The organism is Methylophilus methylotrophus DSM 46235 = ATCC 53528, assembly GCF_000378225.1.
Taxonomy (GTDB): domain Bacteria; phylum Pseudomonadota; class Gammaproteobacteria; order Burkholderiales; family Methylophilaceae; genus Methylophilus; species Methylophilus methylotrophus.
Genome location: NZ_KB905141.1, coordinates 1,216,989 through 1,234,025 on the forward strand (window position 1 = coordinate 1,216,989; position 17,037 = coordinate 1,234,025).

Below are 17,037 nucleotides of genomic sequence, written 5' to 3' on the forward strand. Positions count from 1 at the left end.
TTGCCGATATCAAAAGCGCTAAGGACACTTTATATGAAAGAAATTAAAGCCGTCATACAACCTGCGAGACTGCCAAAAATTCGCTCGGCCCTGCGGAATATCAAGGGATTTCCCGGCATGTCAGTCAACAAAATGGAAGGTTGTGGCCCACACTTGCAGAAACCCAGTATTGGCGTACGGGAGGAGTTGACGGACTACAGTCCTAAAGTCTACCTGTACATGGTGGTGCCGGATGAATTGGTAGAGGGCATATTACAAACCATTACTGAAGTGGCGCATACTGGCAATGTCGGTGACGGCATCGTCTGGGTGACACCGGTAGAGCGCATCATACGTTTATCAGAAGAAATTACAGTGCTGGATTAAACAACTAGGTGGGTTGTAAAGAACGCCAGCCCAGCCCTTCTTGCTGACTGGCAATTTGCACCCACTCAGTCGCGCACTGCAAGACCTCACTCAACGCCTGCTTTGCCAAGGCAGGCGTATTGTTTTTCTCGCTCAGGTGCGCTGCCACCAGATGTTTGAGCTTGCTATTGTCCAGCTGGCTTAACAACTGCGCACTCGTCTGGTTATCCAGGTGCCCTAACCAGCCGCCTACCCGTTTCTTGAGTGAATGTGCATAGGGTCCGGTACGCAGCATCTCCAGGTCATGATTACATTCCAGCAGTAACCCATCACAACCTTGTAACATCATCACAATATGCGGCGTAACACTCCCAACATCCGTCAACACGCCCAGCTTATGATTTCCGTCGCCAAACACGAATTGGGCAGGCTCCCGCGCATCGTGCGGCACCGGATAAGGCTGAACTTCAATCTCATGCAGTGCAAACGTGGTATGTGCATCTATGATATGAAGATTGACGGCCTGTGAGGGCAAATAACGCTGGCACATGCTGTACGTCCCGTGCGTCAGCCATACTGGGATTTGATAGCGTGCGGCCAGCTTGAACACGCCACGCGCGTGGTCATCATGCTCATGCGTTACCAGGATACCCGTCAACTGCTCAGGCTGTAACTGCAACCGCGCAAGGCGTTGCACCGTTTCTTTGACACTAAAGCCACAATCAAGCAAAAGCCGGGTTTCCCCGGCTTCTACCACAGTGGCATTACCTGCACTGCCACTACCTAGTGATGCGAATCGCACAGCCTGCTCCGTTTACTTCAACTGGTCATAGAGAAGTGAAATAATGCGGTTGGCCGTGGTGGAGGTGTTGCGTTTATTTTCAGGGGTCAACACATAAACATCAGTGGTGTCATCTGCATTTTCCAGTACCTGGATATGATACTGTTTGCTGGATTTATCCCCATCAGATGTTCCTTTCCAGAACTTGGTCTTGTCGCCCGGCTTCACATCCGCCGGGGTAGTGCTCTTCTCATCATCATCGCTACCCCAGAACTTCAGGCGCTCCAGTAGACCTTTTTTCTGCTTGATCGGATCTTCTGCATCCGTGTCTGCATAGCGTACGTAGAAAATGCCCTCGGAACGGTTTTTGTCTTCGGTCACAAAACCAATACGATCCAAGGCCAGGCCAACACGGCGCCAGGCACGGTCAAACGGCTCATTCAACTTCAAGGTGACGCTCTGGTCAGACTCCTTGACCACATCTGCACGCTTGTCTGAAGCAGATTGTGCCATCACCTGGTCTGCTTTCTGCTCATCCAGACCTAATTTCACCATCATTCGACGGAGTAATTCTGCATCCAAGTCAGCATCAAACTCTTTACCGGCATTGTTCTTGTTTTCAGCCGCGTTGGGGCGATAACCGGTATCAATGACACCCAATTGGGTCTGCACATAATTTTTGCCATCATCCGGTGCACCGGCGACAGTACGGTGCGTCATATAGATTTCGGTGGTGCCGTCTTTCTCCCCACGTTCCAGACGCGTACGGAATTTACGCCTGTCGGCAAAACCAGAAAGTTTATCCAGCCAGGCATCAAACTTTTCACCATAGCCACGGTTATCTTCCTTAGGCTTGATGGCATCAGATTGCAACCACTCGGTTTCAATCACGCCAAGCTCAGGATTCTCTACCCTGACAGCAAAGCCTTGATCCAGCCAGAAATCACGCACAATCGGCCAGATTTTTTCCGGAGGCGCATTGACCACCAGCCAACGCTGCTGGCCTGCTTTCACCATGCGCACGTTTTTCATATCTGCGAGCACAGGCTGTGGACCATTCTGCTCTTGCACTTCCTGGTTCTGGCTATAGGCAGAGTAACTGGTGCTACCAGGCACATTGTAAGTACTGCTGGTACGCACCGCGGTCAGGTCTGGCGGCACTTCAAGTGGCCTGGAGCGACCTGCGCCCTTGTAGTCAGAACTATTATCAATAAACGGGATGGAATCGCACGCTGAAAGCGCTGTGACCAGACTGGCCAGCACCAAACGTTGTAACCAAACATGACTCATGTATTTCACTTGTTTCACCCTAAATTAGTTTTAGCCGATCAAGCGGCAATTTCTGCCTGCTTCATGGCGTTGCGCAATACTTCATGATATTGGCTGGATAAATTGACCAGCGGCAAACGGATGCCAGTGGCAATCATTCCCATTTGTTGTAATACCCATTTCACTGGAATCGGGTTCGCTTCTACAAACAACTTCTGGTGCAATGCAAACAGTTTGGCATTGGCCGCTTTGGCTGCGGCCAGGTTGCCATTCAAAGCATGCTCGCACATTTCATGCATTAATTTGGGCGCGACATTGGCCGTGACCGAAATCACGCCTTTCCCCCCTAATAACATCAGGGCCAGCGCAGTGGCATCATCCCCGCTGTAAATGGCGAAATCAGCTGGTGCACGCAACAACAAATCGGTACCGCGCTCAATCCCTCCAGTCGCATCCTTAATCCCGACAATGTTGCGAATCTGCGCCAGGCGCAATACGGTGTCGTTAGACAAGTCGCAACCGGTGCGGCCTGGCACATTATAGAGAATTTGCGGAATATCGACCGCCTCAGCCACGGCTTTAAAGTGCTGGTACAAACCCTCTTGCGAGGGCTTGTTGTAATACGGTGCCACCAGCAGGCAGGCGTCTGCGCCAAGCGCCTTGGCCTTGGCAGTCAGTTCAATGGCTTCAGCAGTGGAATTTGCGCCAGTACCGGCAATGACTGGCACGCGCTTGGCGACATGCTCGATCGTGGTTTTGATCAGCAGACAATGCTCATCTACATCCACCGTGGGCGACTCGCCAGTCGTGCCAACGATGACAATACCATCTGTCCCTGCCTCTACATGAAAGTCGACCAGCTTTTTGAGGGCGTCCAGATCCAAACGTCCATCTTCAAACATGGGGGTCACGATTGCGACCAAACTGCCCGTTAACATACCTAGCGCCATCTTTAAGAATAAAGCGAATATTTTAACTGATTATCCGGTCTAACGCCAAAGAACGCGCCTACTTGCTGTATCTGGACGGATACAAGCGCAAGACGGCGGCAAAATCACTGGCACCCAACTGCGGCAAGCTTTTTCCGCCTAGCTCCCGGCCAAAGGAAAAGCAAGGTTTCGGTTATAATAAAACTCTTAGCAACCCATCTTAAACGGCTATTTAGCCAGGACCGAATGCAGACTCACCGCCATCACATGATTGAAGTCGAAGGGACTGCGCCTGAGCTGCCAGAACGCTTTGTCGACCTCATTGCAAAGATCGACGCGGTATTACCGCAAACTCAATGCCGCCAATGCGGTTACGAGGGATGCAAACCTTATGCTGAAGCGATCGCCCGCGGAGAGGCCAATATCAACCAATGTCCGCCTGGAGGAGAAGCGGGCATTCATGCGCTTGCCAAATTACTGCAACGTCCTTTCCAGGCATTAAATCCGGCCCACGGCATCACCAAACCCAAAGCGGTGGCCTTGATTGATGAGGAAACATGCATCGGCTGCACCCTGTGTATACAGGCCTGTCCCGTTGATGCCATTTTGGGCGCATCCAAACTGATGCATACGGTGATTTCCCAGGAATGCACTGGCTGTGAGCTATGTTTACCGCCCTGCCCGGTGGACTGCATACAGATGCAAACGATTCCCGGTCGGGCTACCGCCATGAATGAAGCTGAAGCCGCGGTAGCGAGACAACGCCACCAGCAACGCCTTTCTCGCCTCGCCCTTGAAAAACGGGAGACCGCCCAAACCTACAGCAAACGCAACCAGACGCTTGCTACGACCGAGACACCCTCAACTGAGGTGCTCAAGAAAAATGCCATTGCCGCAGCCATGGCGCGCGTCAAAGCGCAAAAGACAGGTTGACCCTGTGACCTATGATTGAAACCGTTTTATGAATGCACAAAAAAGACTGGCGATATTTGAGCGGCTGGCCCAAGCCATCCCCAATCCAACCACTGAGCTGGAGCATAGCTCCACGTTCGAATTACTGATTGCCGTCATCTTGTCTGCACAGGCGACAGACAAAGGTGTCAATATTGCCACCCGCAAATTGTTCAAGGTGGCCAACACACCGCAGGCTATCCTGGATTTGGGGCTGGCAGGTCTTGAAAGTTACATCAAGACCATAGGCCTTTACCATGCAAAGGCGAATAATGTACTCAAATGTTGCCAGCAATTGATCGCTCTGCATGGTGGCAAAGTGCCAGATAACCGTGAGGCGCTGGAAGCGCTAGCTGGCGTTGGGCGCAAAACAGCCAATGTCATCCTCAATACCGCATTTGGCCAGCCCACCATTGCCGTTGATACGCATTTGTTTCGCGTCGGCAACCGCACCAAACTGGCGCCAGGGAAAAATGTGCTGGAGGTGGAAAAACGTTTTTTAAACACGACTCCCAAGCAGTTTTTGAAAGATGCCCACCATTTACTGATTTTGCATGGCCGTTACACCTGCGTGGCCCGCAACCCGAAATGCGGGGAATGCTGCATTGCCGACTTGTGTGAATTTCACGACAAGCAAATACATCCGGTGACGCCACCGGCAGGAGCGTGAGTATGGCCTTGTTCAATCCTAGCCGTGAAGAAGTACGCCAGTTTTTCTTTGATGCCTGGGCGAAGTTCAAACAACAGAAAACACTGACCGAGCTAGAGAAAATGGCTGTCGGCATCATGCATATGCATCCTGAATACCACAGTATCCTTGATGAGCCCGAACATTACTTGCAGCAAGCTTATTACCCGGAAATGGGCGAAACCAACCCCTTTTTACATATGAGCTTGCATCTCTCCATCCAAGAGCAAATCAGCATCAACCAGCCGACAGGCATTACACAGGCTTATGGCAAGCTGTGTACACATTTCCAGGAAGAACACGAGGCGCAACATGCCTTGCTGGAATGCCTGGCTGAAACTATCTGGCTGGCACAGCGTAATCAGACAGGACTGGACGCGGCACATTATTTAACCTTGATAGAACAGCGTGCCAACATCGAGCCACATAAATAAGGCCATTTCTTGCAACGATTGGCTTAGCAAACGCAAAGCCTGTTAGCTTGACGCAATGTCTACGTCGTCTGCATGCTTGTTTTGCAAGGCTACCCAATGTGAAACAAGCGTCAAGCCCACCGCCAATAAAGTTGGTCCCAGAAAAATTCCAATAAAGCCAAACGCAAGCGCGCCACCCAGTACCCCCAGTACAACCAACAGCATGGGCAAATGTGAAGAATGGCTAATAAGGATAGGCTTGATGACGTTATCCACACTACTGATCACCAGCAAGCCATAAAACCCTAAAAATATCGCCCAGCCTGGTTCGCCATGGCTAAACAGCCATAGCGCAGCCCCGCCCCAAACCAAAGGCGGTCCCACCGTGACGACTGACAGAAAAAAGGTCGCCATAGCCAACAGCAAAGGCATCGGTGCCCCCGCAAACCAAAAACCAAAGAGAGCCACAGTGGTTTGTGCTAATGCGGTCCCAAATATACCCAGCATCACACCCTTGGCTGTCATGCAAGACAATTGCAGCATTTCCTCACCCAAGGCACCTCCCAGCCGCCTGACCATCACCTTGACAGCGTGGGCCATGCGAGCACCATCGCGATAAAAAAAGAAAGCAATGAACACAGCGAGTAACAATTGCATAAAACCGCTCATCACCAACTGTACTGCACGCAACAAATAACTGCGCAAGGGCACGGCATATTGATGCGTCATCCGCATCAAGGCTTCATTGCTTACTAATGCACTTTGCCATGCGTCAGCAAGCTGCGTCCCTATCACAGGGATGCGCACCACCCAAGGGGGCGCGTGTGACGGCAGGCTCTGCAGGAGGAGCCGCGCCTCATTCAGTAAGAGCGTGGCTGAATCGGTCAGATGCACGGCAAGATAGGCCATCGGCAGAATCAACGCAAGCAGCAGGAATAAGGTCATTATCACAGCGGCCAAGGCATCACGCTTGCCCAATTGCAACCAGATACGGTGATATAGCGGCCAGCTAAACATGCAGAGTACCGCTGCAAATAACATAGCAGCCATAAAAGCATGCAAAACAAATACACAGCCGATGATCAGCAGGGTAATCAGGGCAATACGCGCAATCTGGTTGGTATTAATCATATGCAGTCTGTAGGTGGTACGAATTCATTTGATTATCTCGCAGGATGTGGATTTATTGGCAAACTTTATGCCTGCGGTGCAAGGTGAACCCCTCATCCATGGCTGACTGGGAAATTCTGAAAGCATCAACATTTTGCTCAACCGCATCACTTTACAAAATTAGGTATGTATACAAATGAGGATAGTCAAATATTGACGGACTGAATATTCCGTCGAGCGGTAAACTGTGCTTCAATAGCCAGCATGAAATCTAACCCGCATGACTGGCTGAAAGAACATGGCGATTATCTTTACCGTTTTGCACTGGCGCGCTTGCGTGACGTGCATCAGGCCGAGGACGCAGTGCAGGAGACACTGCTCGCTGCAATCAAAAATCCAAACTTTGCCAAACAATCCAGCCCACGCACCTGGCTAACAGGCATTCTCAAACACAAAATCATCGATTGCATGCGCAAACAGATACGGGAAACACCCGTTTCTGAATTGCTCAGTGAGCAAGATGCCAATATGGATGATTTTTTTGATGACACCGGGCATTGGGCGGAAAAACCGCAAGCCTGGGATGTGCCGCATGATGCGCTGCAGCAAACCCAGTTTCTTAAAGTGTTACAGCGATGCATGGAACGTCTACCACAGAAACTGGCGGCCATTTTCACCATGCGCGATGTCGACGAGATGGATAATGATGAAATATGTAAGGAACTCGGCATCACCGCGACCAATGCATGGGTCATGTTATACCGCGCCCGTATGGGGTTACGCAAGTGCCTGGAGTTGCACTGGTAAATTGTCTATGGTGAAACGGAAGAAGAGATGCTGAATTGCAAACAAACCAGCCTGCTGGTCTCGCAATCACTTGACCGCCCGCTGACCTGGCGTGAGCGTTTGGCTGTCAGGGGACACCTGCTGATTTGTGTGTATTGCCGACGCTTCACGCAGCAACTCAAATTGATTCGTCGCTACATGCAAGGCTGGCAGCAACAAGTGACCGAAAGCAGCGACATTGCATTGTCTTTGGCGGCAAGGGAACGTATTGCGCAGCAACTGGACAAATTTTACTGATGTTTGTTTAACCCTGTTAAAAAGGAACCCTCATGACTACCCATAAAATGGCTGCAATTACCGGTGCTGTTGCTTTGTCTATGGCCGCCGCCTCTGTCCATGCAGAAAATCCGTTTGAAGTAAAAACACTCGCCCAGGGCTATCAGGTGGCAGATGCCTCCGACAGCAAAACCAAAGAAGGTAAATGTAGTAGTGGCAAATGCGGTTCCAATATGAAGCATGGCAACACAAGCGGCAAAACCAAAGAAGGCGCCTGTCATCACGATAAAGCCAAGGAAGGTGCCTGCTCTGCCGAGAAGATGAAAGAAGGCAGCTGTTCGGCAGAAAAAATGAAAGAAGGCGCCTGCCACGCCAGCAAATAAACAAGACAGATACCCTTGGCACAACGGTCTGATATTCGTGGAGCTGGGCTGGGGCTAAAGCGCGAGCTGCTGCCCCAGCTCATGGAGCAACAAGGGAAACCTTGGCTGTCGCAGCTGCATTTCCTCGAAATTGCGCCGGAGAACTGGATAGCGGCGGGCGGCAAATATGCGGCCGAGCTGGACTGGTTAAAGCAACATTATCCTATCGTATGTCATGGTTTATGCCTATCATTGGGCGGGCCTGATCCGCTTAACATCCCTTTTTTGCAGCAGGTCCATCGATTTCTGAACGAATTCGAGATCCCCCTCTACACCGAACACCTAAGCTATTGCAGTGATTTATCTAATGGCTACATTTACGACTTGCTGCCCATTCCATTTACGGAAGAAGCCATTAAATATGTGGCTCAACGCATCCGGCAGACTCAAGATATCTTGCAGCGGCGCATTGCTGTGGAAAACACGTCCTTTTATGTGGACGCGCCCATCTCCGAGATGGACGAAATAGATTTTATCAATGCCGTGCTGACGGAAGCTGATTGTGACTTACACCTGGATATCAATAATGTGTACGTGAATAGCGTCAACTTTGGTTTTGATCCATATGCTTTCTTGGACAAGATACCGGTTGATCGTGTGGTTTACGGCCATATGGCCGGGCATTTGCAGGTATCGCCCGGCCTGCTGGTAGATACTCATGGCGAAGCGATTGCTGACCCGGTGTGGCAATTACTCAAATATGCTTATGACAGGTTGGGAGGCTTTCCTACGGTGCTGGAACGCGACAGCAATTTCCCGCCATTAGCGGACCTGATGCAGGAAGTGGATCATATTGTTTCTCTGCAGCATCACGCAGAGGCTACGCATCAGTCATTGATGGATAAGATCGCATGATGCCCGCTGCATTTCAAACCTACCAGGCTGCCTTTACAGCACACTTACGTCAGCCGGTCATTCACGCCAAACCTGCTGGCGTAGACAGCAAACGTATAAGCATCTATCGTGAAATCGTCTTTAATAACTTTGTTGCCAGTGTCAGCACCTGTTTCCCGGTATTGCTGAGCATCCTGGGTAAACGTCGTTTTGGCAAACTGGTGAGGCAGTGTTTCTCCTCACAGCAATTCAAAAGCCCCCTGTTTCAGGATATTGCAGGCAGTTTTGTCGATTTTTTACAATCATTAAAATCACCAGAGATACCAGACTATACCGCGCAACTTGCCCATTATGAGTGGATAGAGTTGGTGCTGAGTCGGCAAATAGAGACGAAAGCTGCGGCATTGCCTGCGGCACTTATCGCAGAAGCCGGTGCACTTTTGCACTGTGAAGTGGAATTGCCAGCCGTACATCAGCTGTTACAGTATGATTTCGCTGTTCATCAACTCTCCAGAAAGCGGCGAGCAATCTCCCCTGTAGCGACCTATTTACTGGTCTACCGTGACCCAGACTTCCGGATTCGGTTTATACAACTCAATGCGGTCACCTTCCAGTTACTGCAGCAATTGCAAACACACACCAAGACATCCGAGGCACATTTGCAAGACCTGGCCCAAAGCCTGCCCCATTTAGATCCGGAATCCGTTATCAGATTTGGTCTGCAAACGCTCTATACGCTTTATCAACAGCAGGCTCTCAGGACAGATGGCAGAGTAGCAACTTCCAATCAGCAATCCTTTTAAACAGGTTCACGAGCGAATAGAGTAATCTCTTGGGAGGTTGCAACTCTTGTAAAAACAACATTTTTGTCTAAAACCATATTTCGTTTCTGGTTTTTACATTCAACCACCCTCGCTAATTATTACTTCACAAAGGAAAATGATAAAATAATCATAATATTTACATTTAATTAATTATGCAAAACTCACTCGCCAAAGATGCTTTAAAACAATTCAGGATTATTTTCGGTACGGTCAGGCAACATTTTAGGGAAATTGAAGCTTCTTGCGGCATCTCAGGTTCTCAGCTTTGGTTGTTACATGAAATTTATACACATCCAGACCTCGGTGTTTCGCGCCTGGCTGACAACCTTGCCATCCACCAATCCACTTGCAGTTTGCTGGTAGAGAAGCTGGTGAAAAAACAGCTGGTAAAAAAACAGCGCCTAGCAGAAGACCAGCGCAAAGTCGGTTTGATAGTGACACCAGCCGGTCAGGCCTTATTAGCCAATGCGCCACAGCCACTGGACGGTATTCTGCCGCAGGTATTGGCCACGCTAGATGTAGAAGCGCTACAAAGTTTAAATGCCTCTCTCAAGATGGTGATTAGTAAATTGGATACACAATCCAATACGCTCGCAAATCACCCGTTGGCAGAGATGTAACCGGCGAGACGAGGAATAATAAAAAAGCCGGCGGTTGCCGGCTTTTTTATTCGGTATAGCGCCGCTATTCGCCGAAGACTGCTGACTCACGTGCATTCGCGAGCTTGATCACTTCTGCTTTACCGGCGTTATCCAGATCCCACCACTGACGGATTTCATCCAGGGTTCTGAAACAGCCTTGGCAAAAGCCATTGCTTTCATCAATACTGCAAACTCCTACACAGGGAGATGGAATTTCGTGGTCAGACATACTTTTTCCTTAGACGTGACTAGTTTAGCTCAAAGCCCCATGACAGTTTTTGTACCGTTTACCAGAGCCGCATGGACAGGGATCATTACGTCCCACGCGCACACCTTCCGGTAAGTTCGGTGATGATGCCGCGCTGTCAGTGTTGTAATCGGTGTGCTGGTATTGCAAATTACCGACTTCTGCCGCGCGCATGGCTTCCTCTGCACGACGCTCTTCCTCTTCAAGCTCTTCACGTGAGCGCACTTGTACCTGCATGGTGATTTTCGTTACTTCGCTCTTGACGGTATTGAGCAGGGACTCAAATAACTCAAACGCCTCACGCTTGTACTCCTGTTTGGGATTTTTCTGCGCATAAGAACGCAGGTGTATGCCCTGGCGTAAATGATCCAACGCCGCCAGATGCTCGCGCCAGTGGTTATCCAGACTTTGCAGCATGACTGCGCGCTCGAAATTACGCATATTGTCATTGCCAGCCATCGCCTCTTTTTCTGCATAACTCTCATTAGCAGCATTAAGGATACGCTCACGCAAGGTTTCTTCATGCAGGTCTGGGTTATTTTCCAGCCATTCAGCCACGGGCAGGCTGATAGACAGCTCTGCCTGCAAAGCTTGCTCAAGTGCTGGAATCTCCCATTGCTCTTCAACACTGCCAGGCGGCACATACGTATTAAACAGGCTATTAATCACATCCTCACGCATGGCTCGAATCGTTTGGCCAACATCAACCGATTCCAGCAGCTCATTGCGCTGCTCGTAAATGACCTTGCGTTGGTCATTGGAAACATCATCGTATTCCAGCAACTGCTTACGGATATCAAAGTTACGGCCTTCTACCTTGCGTTGTGCGTTTTCAATCGCACGCGTCACCATGGCGTGCTCAATCGCTTCACCCTCAGGCATGTTGAGGCGGGTCATGATCGCTGCCACACGTTCACCAGAGAAAATACGCAACAATGGATCTTCAAGGGACAGGTAGAAACGGCTGGAGCCCGGATCACCCTGGCGGCCGGCACGGCCACGCAACTGGTTATCGACACGGCGGGACTCGTGACGTTCAGTCCCGATAATATGCAAGCCGCCTGCAGCCAATACCGCATCATGGCGTTGCTGCCATTCTGCTTTCAATTGCGCCACCTTGGCTGTTTTTTCAGCCTCGGATAATTTATCATCCTGCTGGATGGCATGAATTTCATTTTCTGAATTACCACCGAGCACAATATCGGTACCACGGCCCGCCATGTTGGTTGCAATGGTAATCACACCAGGACGACCAGCTTCGGCGATAATGGTCGCTTCACGTTCATGTTGTTTGGCATTGAGCACCTGGTGCTCCAGCTTGGCTTGCGTCAACAACTTGGAAATCAGTTCAGAGTTTTCAATTGAAGTGGTCCCTACCAGTACAGGTTGGCCTTTAGCCTGGCACTCCTTGATGTCTTCAATGACCGCCTTGTACTTTTCCATGCCAGTGCGATACACCTTATCCATGGCGTCAATACGCTGTACTGGCCGGTGCGTTGGAATCACCACCGTTTCCAGACCATAAATCTGGTTGAACTCGTAGGCCTCGGTATCTGCTGTACCAGTCATGCCACTGAGTTTTTGGTACATGCGGAAGTAATTCTGGAAGGTAATCGAAGCCAGTGTCTGGTTTTCCTTCTGGATGGCTACACCCTCCTTGGCTTCTACCGCCTGATGCAGGCCATCAGACCAGCGGCGCCCCGGCATCATACGGCCAGAAAACTCATCGACAATCACGATTTCGCCATTACGCACGACATAATGCTGGTCACGGTGATACAGGTTTTGTGCACGCAGGGAAGCATACAGGTGATGTACCAGGGTGATATTGGCTGGCTCATACAAACTGGAGCCCGCTGTTAACAATCCGGTTTGCTCCAATAGCTGCTCAGCATGCTCGTGACCGGCCTCACTCATGGTCACGCTCTGCGCCTTTTCATCGACCCAGAAATCGCCTTCACCGTCTTCCACCTGCTGACGCACCAATTGCTTGGCAACTTCATTAATGGCGCCATACAAATCCACGCTGTGTTCTGCCTGGCCGGAGATAATCAGTGGCGTACGAGCTTCGTCGATGAGGATAGAGTCCACTTCATCCACCAGCGCATAATGCAATGGGCGCTGAACGCGCTCCTCTTTACTGAACACCATGTTGTCGCGCAAATAGTCAAAGCCGAACTCATTATTGGTGCCATAGGTAATGTCAGCGGCATAGGCCTGTTGCTTGGCATCATGGGGCATTTGTGACAGGTTGATCCCCACTGTCAGACCCAGGAAGTTATACAGCTTGCCCATCCATTCGGCGTCGCGTTTGGCCAGGTAATCATTCACTGTCACAACATGCACGCCTTTACCAGTCAAGGCATTCAGGTATGTTGGCAATGTCGCTACCAGCGTCTTACCTTCACCGGTACGCATTTCGGCAATCTTGCCTGCATTGAGCACCATGCCGCCAATCAGTTGCACGTCAAAATGTCGCATGCCCAAGACACGTTTACCACCTTCGCGCACTACGGCAAATGCTTCAGGCAACAGCTTCTCTAATGTTTCACCATTGGCATAACGCTGCTTGAACTCTTCGGTTTTTGCACGCAATTGCTCATCTGTGAGCGCCTGTGTATCAGGCTCCAGGGCATTGATTTGTTTGACGATTTGGTGATATTGCTTGACCAGTCGATCATTCCGACTACCAAATAACTTTTTAAACAACGAGGCTAACATGAGTCACACCGATTTCCGCATGCGCGGCGTTAATAGAAATAAACCGAGATTGTATAAGATATAGAGGGAGGTTGTCTCAACTATTGCATCAATCACTACTTTACTCAGGAGTGGTTCCTGAGATATTCACGCGGATCGAGTGGGTTGCCATTGAGCCTGATTTCATAATGTAAATGCGGACCGGTGGAGCGGCCAGTACTACCAATGAGGGCGATTTTCTGCCCTTTGGTCACGCGCTCTCCTGACTTGACCAGCAATTTAGAATTGTGTGCATACCGGGTTTCCAGACCTGAGCCATGGTCAATTTTTAACAAATTGCCATAGTCAGATGTTTGTACCGCCGTGGTCACAATCCCATCGGCTGCTGCATAAACCGCAGTACCGACTGACGCCGGAAAATCCAAACCTTCATGAAATGCGCGGTGCCCGCTCAACGGGTCAATGCGCCAACCATAACTAGAAGAACTGTAAGCCACTCCTACAGGACTGCTATTTGGCAACATTTCGCGCAATACGCTACTCTGCAACAGTTTGGCTTCAAGTTTGCCCTGGAACTCATCACGAACATCGAGATCGGCCGACATCTGCTCAATAATTGTCTTCAGGTCCTCTTCACTTAAAGGCGAATCTTTCACCAAGGGTCCACCCTGCCCCATCAAGTCATTGACTGGTGTTCTTTGGTTGATAGGCTCGGCACTTGACTTGACGCCTGCCAGTTTGGATAACCGCTGGTTCTGGGCATCCAGCCGCAATATCCGTGCCTGCAACTCACCAATCTGCTTGGCATAGGCATCCAGGTGGCTTTGGGTAGACAACATGGCACCACGCAAATGTGGGGGCAGCATCGCCTTCACGCCCTGGGATTTAATCACTTGCTGCGGGGTAATAAATAGCAATGTGAGTACTACAGGGACCAGAATCAGTGCCAGCACTATGCCCAAACTTTCAAACACACCCAGCGTTTTGGGTTTGGCCATTTTTTCTGAAACAATAATGATATTAATCATGCTACGAACTCTCGTTATTCACGGGCGGCTGGATGGCAGACCCAAACGGACGACCTGCGTGGTGTACAATATTCAAGCATTCTGTGGACAATCCGCCATGTTCAAAATCAACCAGATTTTCAAACACCATCACGACCTCAAACCTTTGTTACAGGAGGCGGATGATCGCCAGCAGCTACAAGATTGCTGGTCTGCAGTTGCCCCGGAATTCTCCAGGTTTTCGCATGTACTGGCTTTACATGATGGCGCTCTGACGATTGCTGTGCAATCGGGCGCGGTGGCCAGCAGAATCAGGCTAATGGAAGCCCAACTCTTGCGAAAAATCCGGGATTTTTGCCAAAACTCCCGGAAAATCAAAGGCTTAAACCTTAACGCAATTAAGGTCAAAGTGCAAGTAAAATCTCGCCCGCAAAGCAAGCATAAACGCATTAAAGCGCCCTCAAATCGTGCTTTAAGCACGCTGGAAACCTATGCAAATGAAGCGAACAATCCAGCACTGGAAGCTGCTTTACGTCATTTTATCAATCATCAACGTCACGATTGACTGCAACAACTACCCTTCAAAATTGCCCCAAAAACGCGCTTGTAGACGCACTTTAATAGTGCAATAATGGTCCAACCCGTTACATTTTGTTTACAACTTTGTGACCGGCCAATAAGGTGTCATTACGTTCAACGCAGTTTCATCAGGAACAGGAGAAGTCATGTCAGTCGCACTAATGTTAGCCATAGGTGCAGCAGTTTTGGCGGTACTCTATGGTGTAGTAATGAGCAAATGGATTTCAGGTTTACCGGCAGGCAACGCACGCATGCAAGAAATTGCGGGCGCTATTCAGCAAGGCGCAGCCGCTTATCTTTCAAGGCAATATAAAACCATCGCCCTGGTCGGCATCGTACTGGCTATTTTAATTGGCATCTTCTTAACGCCACAAACCGCAATTGGTTTTGTACTGGGTGCCGTGCTGTCAGGGGCCTGTGGTTTTATTGGTATGAACGTTTCCGTCAAGGCCAACGTTCGAACCGCACAAGCGGCTACCAACGGCATAGGTCCTGCGCTGGACGTCGCTTTTAAAGGTGGTGCGATCACCGGCATGCTGGTTGTGGGTTTGGGCCTGTTGGGCGTGGCTGGATTTTATTTTTATCTTGGCGCGGAACAAGCGACTGATTTAAACCCATTGATCGGCCTGGCATTCGGCTCTTCATTGATTTCCATATTTGCACGTTTAGGTGGCGGCATTTTCACCAAGGGTGCTGATGTGGGCGCAGACCTGGTCGGCAAAGTGGAAGCAGGCATTCCGGAAGATGACCCACGCAATCCCGCGGTCATTGCCGACAATGTTGGTGACAACGTAGGTGACTGTGCAGGCATGGCGGCGGACTTGTTTGAAACCTATGCCGTCACACTGATCGCTACCATGGTCCTTGGCGGACTGATGGCCGCTGAAGCCGGTGCCAATGGGGTCATTTATCCTCTTTTGTTAGGCGCAGTGTCCATCATTGCTTCAATTATTGGCTGCTTCTTCGTCAAAGCCTCACCTGGCATGAAGAATGTCATGCCCGCGCTCTACAAAGGCTTAGCAGTGGCTGGCATATTGTCGCTGATTGCTTTTTACTTTGTGACACAGTATGTATTTCCACAAGGTTACACCCACGGTGAAGTGACCGTCTCTAGCCAAGCCCTGTTTGGCGCCTGCGCCGTTGGACTGGTACTGACCGCAGCCCTGGTATGGATTACCGAATACTATACCGGTACCGATTACGCACCAGTCAAACATGTCGCACAAGCTTCTACCACCGGGCACGCCACTAACATTATTGCGGGCATAGGCGTCTCGATGAAGTCGACCGCCCTGCCTGTCATTTCAGTCTGTATCGCCATTTTTGTCTCTTTCCACCTGGCAGGTTTGTATGGGGTAGCGATTGCTGCGATGGCGATGCTGAGCATGGCGGGTATTGTGGTGGCGCTGGATGCTTACGGCCCGATTACCGACAACGCCGGTGGCATTGCCGAAATGTCGGAGCTGCCTAGCAGCGTGCGTGATGTGACTGACCCGCTGGATGCCGTCGGCAATACGACCAAAGCGGTCACCAAAGGTTATGCGATTGGCTCTGCTGGCCTGGCCTCACTGGTGCTATTTGCAGATTACACACACAAACTGGAAGGTGCGGGCATTACCGCCAGCTTTGACTTAAGTGACCCGAAGGTGATTATCGGCCTGTTTATCGGTGGCCTGATCCCCTTCCTGTTTGCCGCCATGGCGATGGAAGCAGTGGGCCGCGCTGCTGGTAGCGTGGTGGAAGAGGTCCGCCGTCAGTTCCGCGAAATCAAGGGCATTATGGAGGGCACTGCCAAACCTGAATACGGCAAGGCGGTAGATATGCTGACCAGTGCGGCGATCAAGGAAATGATGCTACCTTCGCTGTTACCCGTTGCCGCGCCTATTCTTGTGGGGCTGTTCCTGGGTCCGGTCGCGCTTGGTGGCTTACTCATGGGCACCATTGTCACCGGCCTGTTTGTAGCGATTTCCATGTGTACTGGCGGTGGCGCATGGGATAACGCTAAGAAATATATTGAAGATGGCCATCACGGCGGCAAAGGTTCAGACGCACACAAGGCCGCAGTCACTGGCGATACGGTCGGCGACCCATACAAGGATACGGCAGGTCCGGCAGTCAACCCTTTAATCAAGATTATCAATATTGTGGCGTTGCTGATCGTACCATTGTTACACTAAATCACGCACATCACAGAGAGCAATAAAAAAAGTCGGCCTGGGCCGACTTTTTTATCAT

Annotated in this window: 19 protein-coding genes; 12 read left to right on the forward strand and 7 right to left on the reverse strand. The window is 50.4% G+C overall.

Going from position 1 to position 17,037, the window contains the following annotated elements; genetic code table 11:
- The first annotated feature begins 33 nt into the window (after positions 1–33).
- Positions 34–366 (forward strand): P-II family nitrogen regulator, encoded by a 333-nt coding sequence (locus F463_RS0105920; RefSeq protein WP_018986140.1) that lies wholly within the window; start codon positions 34–36, stop codon positions 364–366.
- Positions 367–370: 4 nt separating this feature from the next.
- Here F463_RS0105920 and F463_RS0105925 read toward each other — a convergent pair whose 3' ends face one another.
- From F463_RS0105925 to dapA, 3 genes are read right to left on the reverse strand one after another with little or no spacing between them, the layout of a single operon-like run.
- On the reverse strand, positions 371–1,147 hold the full coding sequence (locus F463_RS0105925) for an MBL fold metallo-hydrolase (protein ID WP_018986141.1): 777 nt from the start codon (positions 1,145–1,147) through the stop codon (positions 371–373).
- 12 nt (positions 1,148–1,159) lie between these two features.
- Positions 1,160–2,416 carry an outer membrane protein assembly factor BamC gene (gene bamC, locus F463_RS0105930; protein ID WP_018986142.1) on the reverse strand — a complete coding sequence of 419 codons (1,257 nt, stop codon included), beginning with the start codon at positions 2,414–2,416 and terminating at the stop codon, positions 1,160–1,162.
- 38 nt (positions 2,417–2,454) lie between these two features.
- Positions 2,455–3,333, reverse strand: a complete 879-nt coding sequence (gene dapA / locus F463_RS0105935) for a 4-hydroxy-tetrahydrodipicolinate synthase (protein ID WP_018986143.1) — start codon at positions 3,331–3,333, stop codon at positions 2,455–2,457.
- Positions 3,334–3,591: 258 nt separating this feature from the next.
- Between dapA and F463_RS0105940 the strand changes: the two genes are divergently transcribed.
- The 3 genes from F463_RS0105940 to F463_RS0105950 are packed head-to-tail and all read left to right on the forward strand — an operon-like array spanning position 3,592 to position 5,397.
- A complete protein-coding gene (locus F463_RS0105940; protein WP_018986144.1) occupies positions 3,592–4,257 on the forward strand; it encodes an RnfABCDGE type electron transport complex subunit B in 666 nt (221 codons plus the stop codon).
- A 28-nt stretch (positions 4,258–4,285) separates the two neighbouring features.
- A complete protein-coding gene (nth, locus tag F463_RS0105945) occupies positions 4,286–4,945 on the forward strand; it encodes an endonuclease III (RefSeq protein ID WP_018986145.1) in 660 nt (219 codons plus the stop codon).
- 2 nt (positions 4,946–4,947) lie between these two features.
- Positions 4,948–5,397: a DUF1841 family protein gene (locus tag F463_RS0105950; RefSeq protein WP_018986146.1), complete on the forward strand. Its 450-nt coding sequence runs from the start codon at positions 4,948–4,950 to the stop codon at positions 5,395–5,397.
- Positions 5,398–5,439: 42 nt separating this feature from the next.
- On the opposite strand, the gene F463_RS0105955 is transcribed toward F463_RS0105950, so the two are convergent.
- Positions 5,440–6,507 carry an AI-2E family transporter gene (locus F463_RS0105955; RefSeq protein WP_018986147.1) on the reverse strand — a complete coding sequence of 356 codons (1,068 nt, stop codon included), beginning with the start codon at positions 6,505–6,507 and terminating at the stop codon, positions 5,440–5,442.
- A gap of 243 nt (positions 6,508–6,750) precedes the next feature.
- Here F463_RS0105955 and F463_RS0105960 point away from each other — a divergent pair, with 243 nt between their 5' ends.
- The 6 genes from F463_RS0105960 to F463_RS0105985 all read left to right on the forward strand — a co-directional run bounded on the left by F463_RS0105960 (position 6,751) and on the right by F463_RS0105985 (position 10,248).
- Positions 6,751–7,293, forward strand: a complete 543-nt coding sequence (locus F463_RS0105960) for a sigma-70 family RNA polymerase sigma factor (RefSeq protein WP_018986148.1) — start codon at positions 6,751–6,753, stop codon at positions 7,291–7,293.
- A gap of 27 nt (positions 7,294–7,320) precedes the next feature.
- Positions 7,321–7,569: a zf-HC2 domain-containing protein gene (locus tag F463_RS0105965; RefSeq protein WP_018986149.1), complete on the forward strand. Its 249-nt coding sequence runs from the start codon at positions 7,321–7,323 to the stop codon at positions 7,567–7,569.
- A gap of 32 nt (positions 7,570–7,601) precedes the next feature.
- A complete protein-coding gene (locus F463_RS0105970) occupies positions 7,602–7,931 on the forward strand; it encodes a hypothetical protein (RefSeq protein ID WP_018986150.1) in 330 nt (109 codons plus the stop codon).
- A 15-nt stretch (positions 7,932–7,946) separates the two neighbouring features.
- Positions 7,947–8,825 (forward strand): HvfB family MNIO-type RiPP peptide maturase, encoded by an 879-nt coding sequence (locus F463_RS0105975; protein ID WP_026295351.1) that lies wholly within the window; start codon positions 7,947–7,949, stop codon positions 8,823–8,825.
- Positions 8,822–9,607 (forward strand): HvfC family RiPP maturation protein, encoded by a 786-nt coding sequence (locus tag F463_RS14155; protein ID WP_018986152.1) that lies wholly within the window; start codon positions 8,822–8,824, stop codon positions 9,605–9,607. The genes F463_RS0105975 and F463_RS14155 overlap by 4 nt, the downstream gene beginning before the upstream one ends.
- A gap of 173 nt (positions 9,608–9,780) precedes the next feature.
- Positions 9,781–10,248: a MarR family winged helix-turn-helix transcriptional regulator gene (locus F463_RS0105985; RefSeq protein ID WP_018986153.1), complete on the forward strand. Its 468-nt coding sequence runs from the start codon at positions 9,781–9,783 to the stop codon at positions 10,246–10,248.
- A 64-nt stretch (positions 10,249–10,312) separates the two neighbouring features.
- Here the strand turns inward: F463_RS0105985 and F463_RS0105990 are convergent, their stop codons facing one another.
- The 3 genes from F463_RS0105990 to F463_RS0106000 all read right to left on the reverse strand — a co-directional run bounded on the left by F463_RS0105990 (position 10,313) and on the right by F463_RS0106000 (position 14,244).
- Positions 10,313–10,498, reverse strand: coding sequence for a DUF1289 domain-containing protein (locus F463_RS0105990; RefSeq protein WP_018986154.1), 186 nt, complete (start codon positions 10,496–10,498; stop codon positions 10,313–10,315).
- A 24-nt stretch (positions 10,499–10,522) separates the two neighbouring features.
- The gene (gene secA / locus F463_RS0105995) at positions 10,523–13,237 is read right to left on the reverse strand and encodes a preprotein translocase subunit SecA (RefSeq protein WP_018986155.1); all 2,715 of its coding nucleotides are present in this window, start codon (positions 13,235–13,237) and stop codon (positions 10,523–10,525) included.
- Positions 13,238–13,341: 104 nt separating this feature from the next.
- Positions 13,342–14,244, reverse strand: a complete 903-nt coding sequence (locus tag F463_RS0106000) for a M23 family metallopeptidase (protein ID WP_018986156.1) — start codon at positions 14,242–14,244, stop codon at positions 13,342–13,344.
- On the opposite strand from F463_RS0106000, the gene F463_RS0106005 reads away from it, so the two are divergent.
- Both F463_RS0106005 and F463_RS0106010 read left to right on the forward strand, forming a co-directional pair.
- Positions 14,243–14,788: a DciA family protein gene (locus F463_RS0106005; protein WP_245545137.1), complete on the forward strand. Its 546-nt coding sequence runs from the start codon at positions 14,243–14,245 to the stop codon at positions 14,786–14,788. The genes F463_RS0106000 and F463_RS0106005 overlap by 2 nt on opposite strands.
- Before the next feature lie 160 nt (positions 14,789–14,948).
- On the forward strand, positions 14,949–16,979 hold the full coding sequence (locus tag F463_RS0106010; RefSeq protein WP_026295353.1) for a sodium-translocating pyrophosphatase: 2,031 nt from the start codon (positions 14,949–14,951) through the stop codon (positions 16,977–16,979).
- Positions 16,980–17,037: the final 58 nt, after the last annotated feature.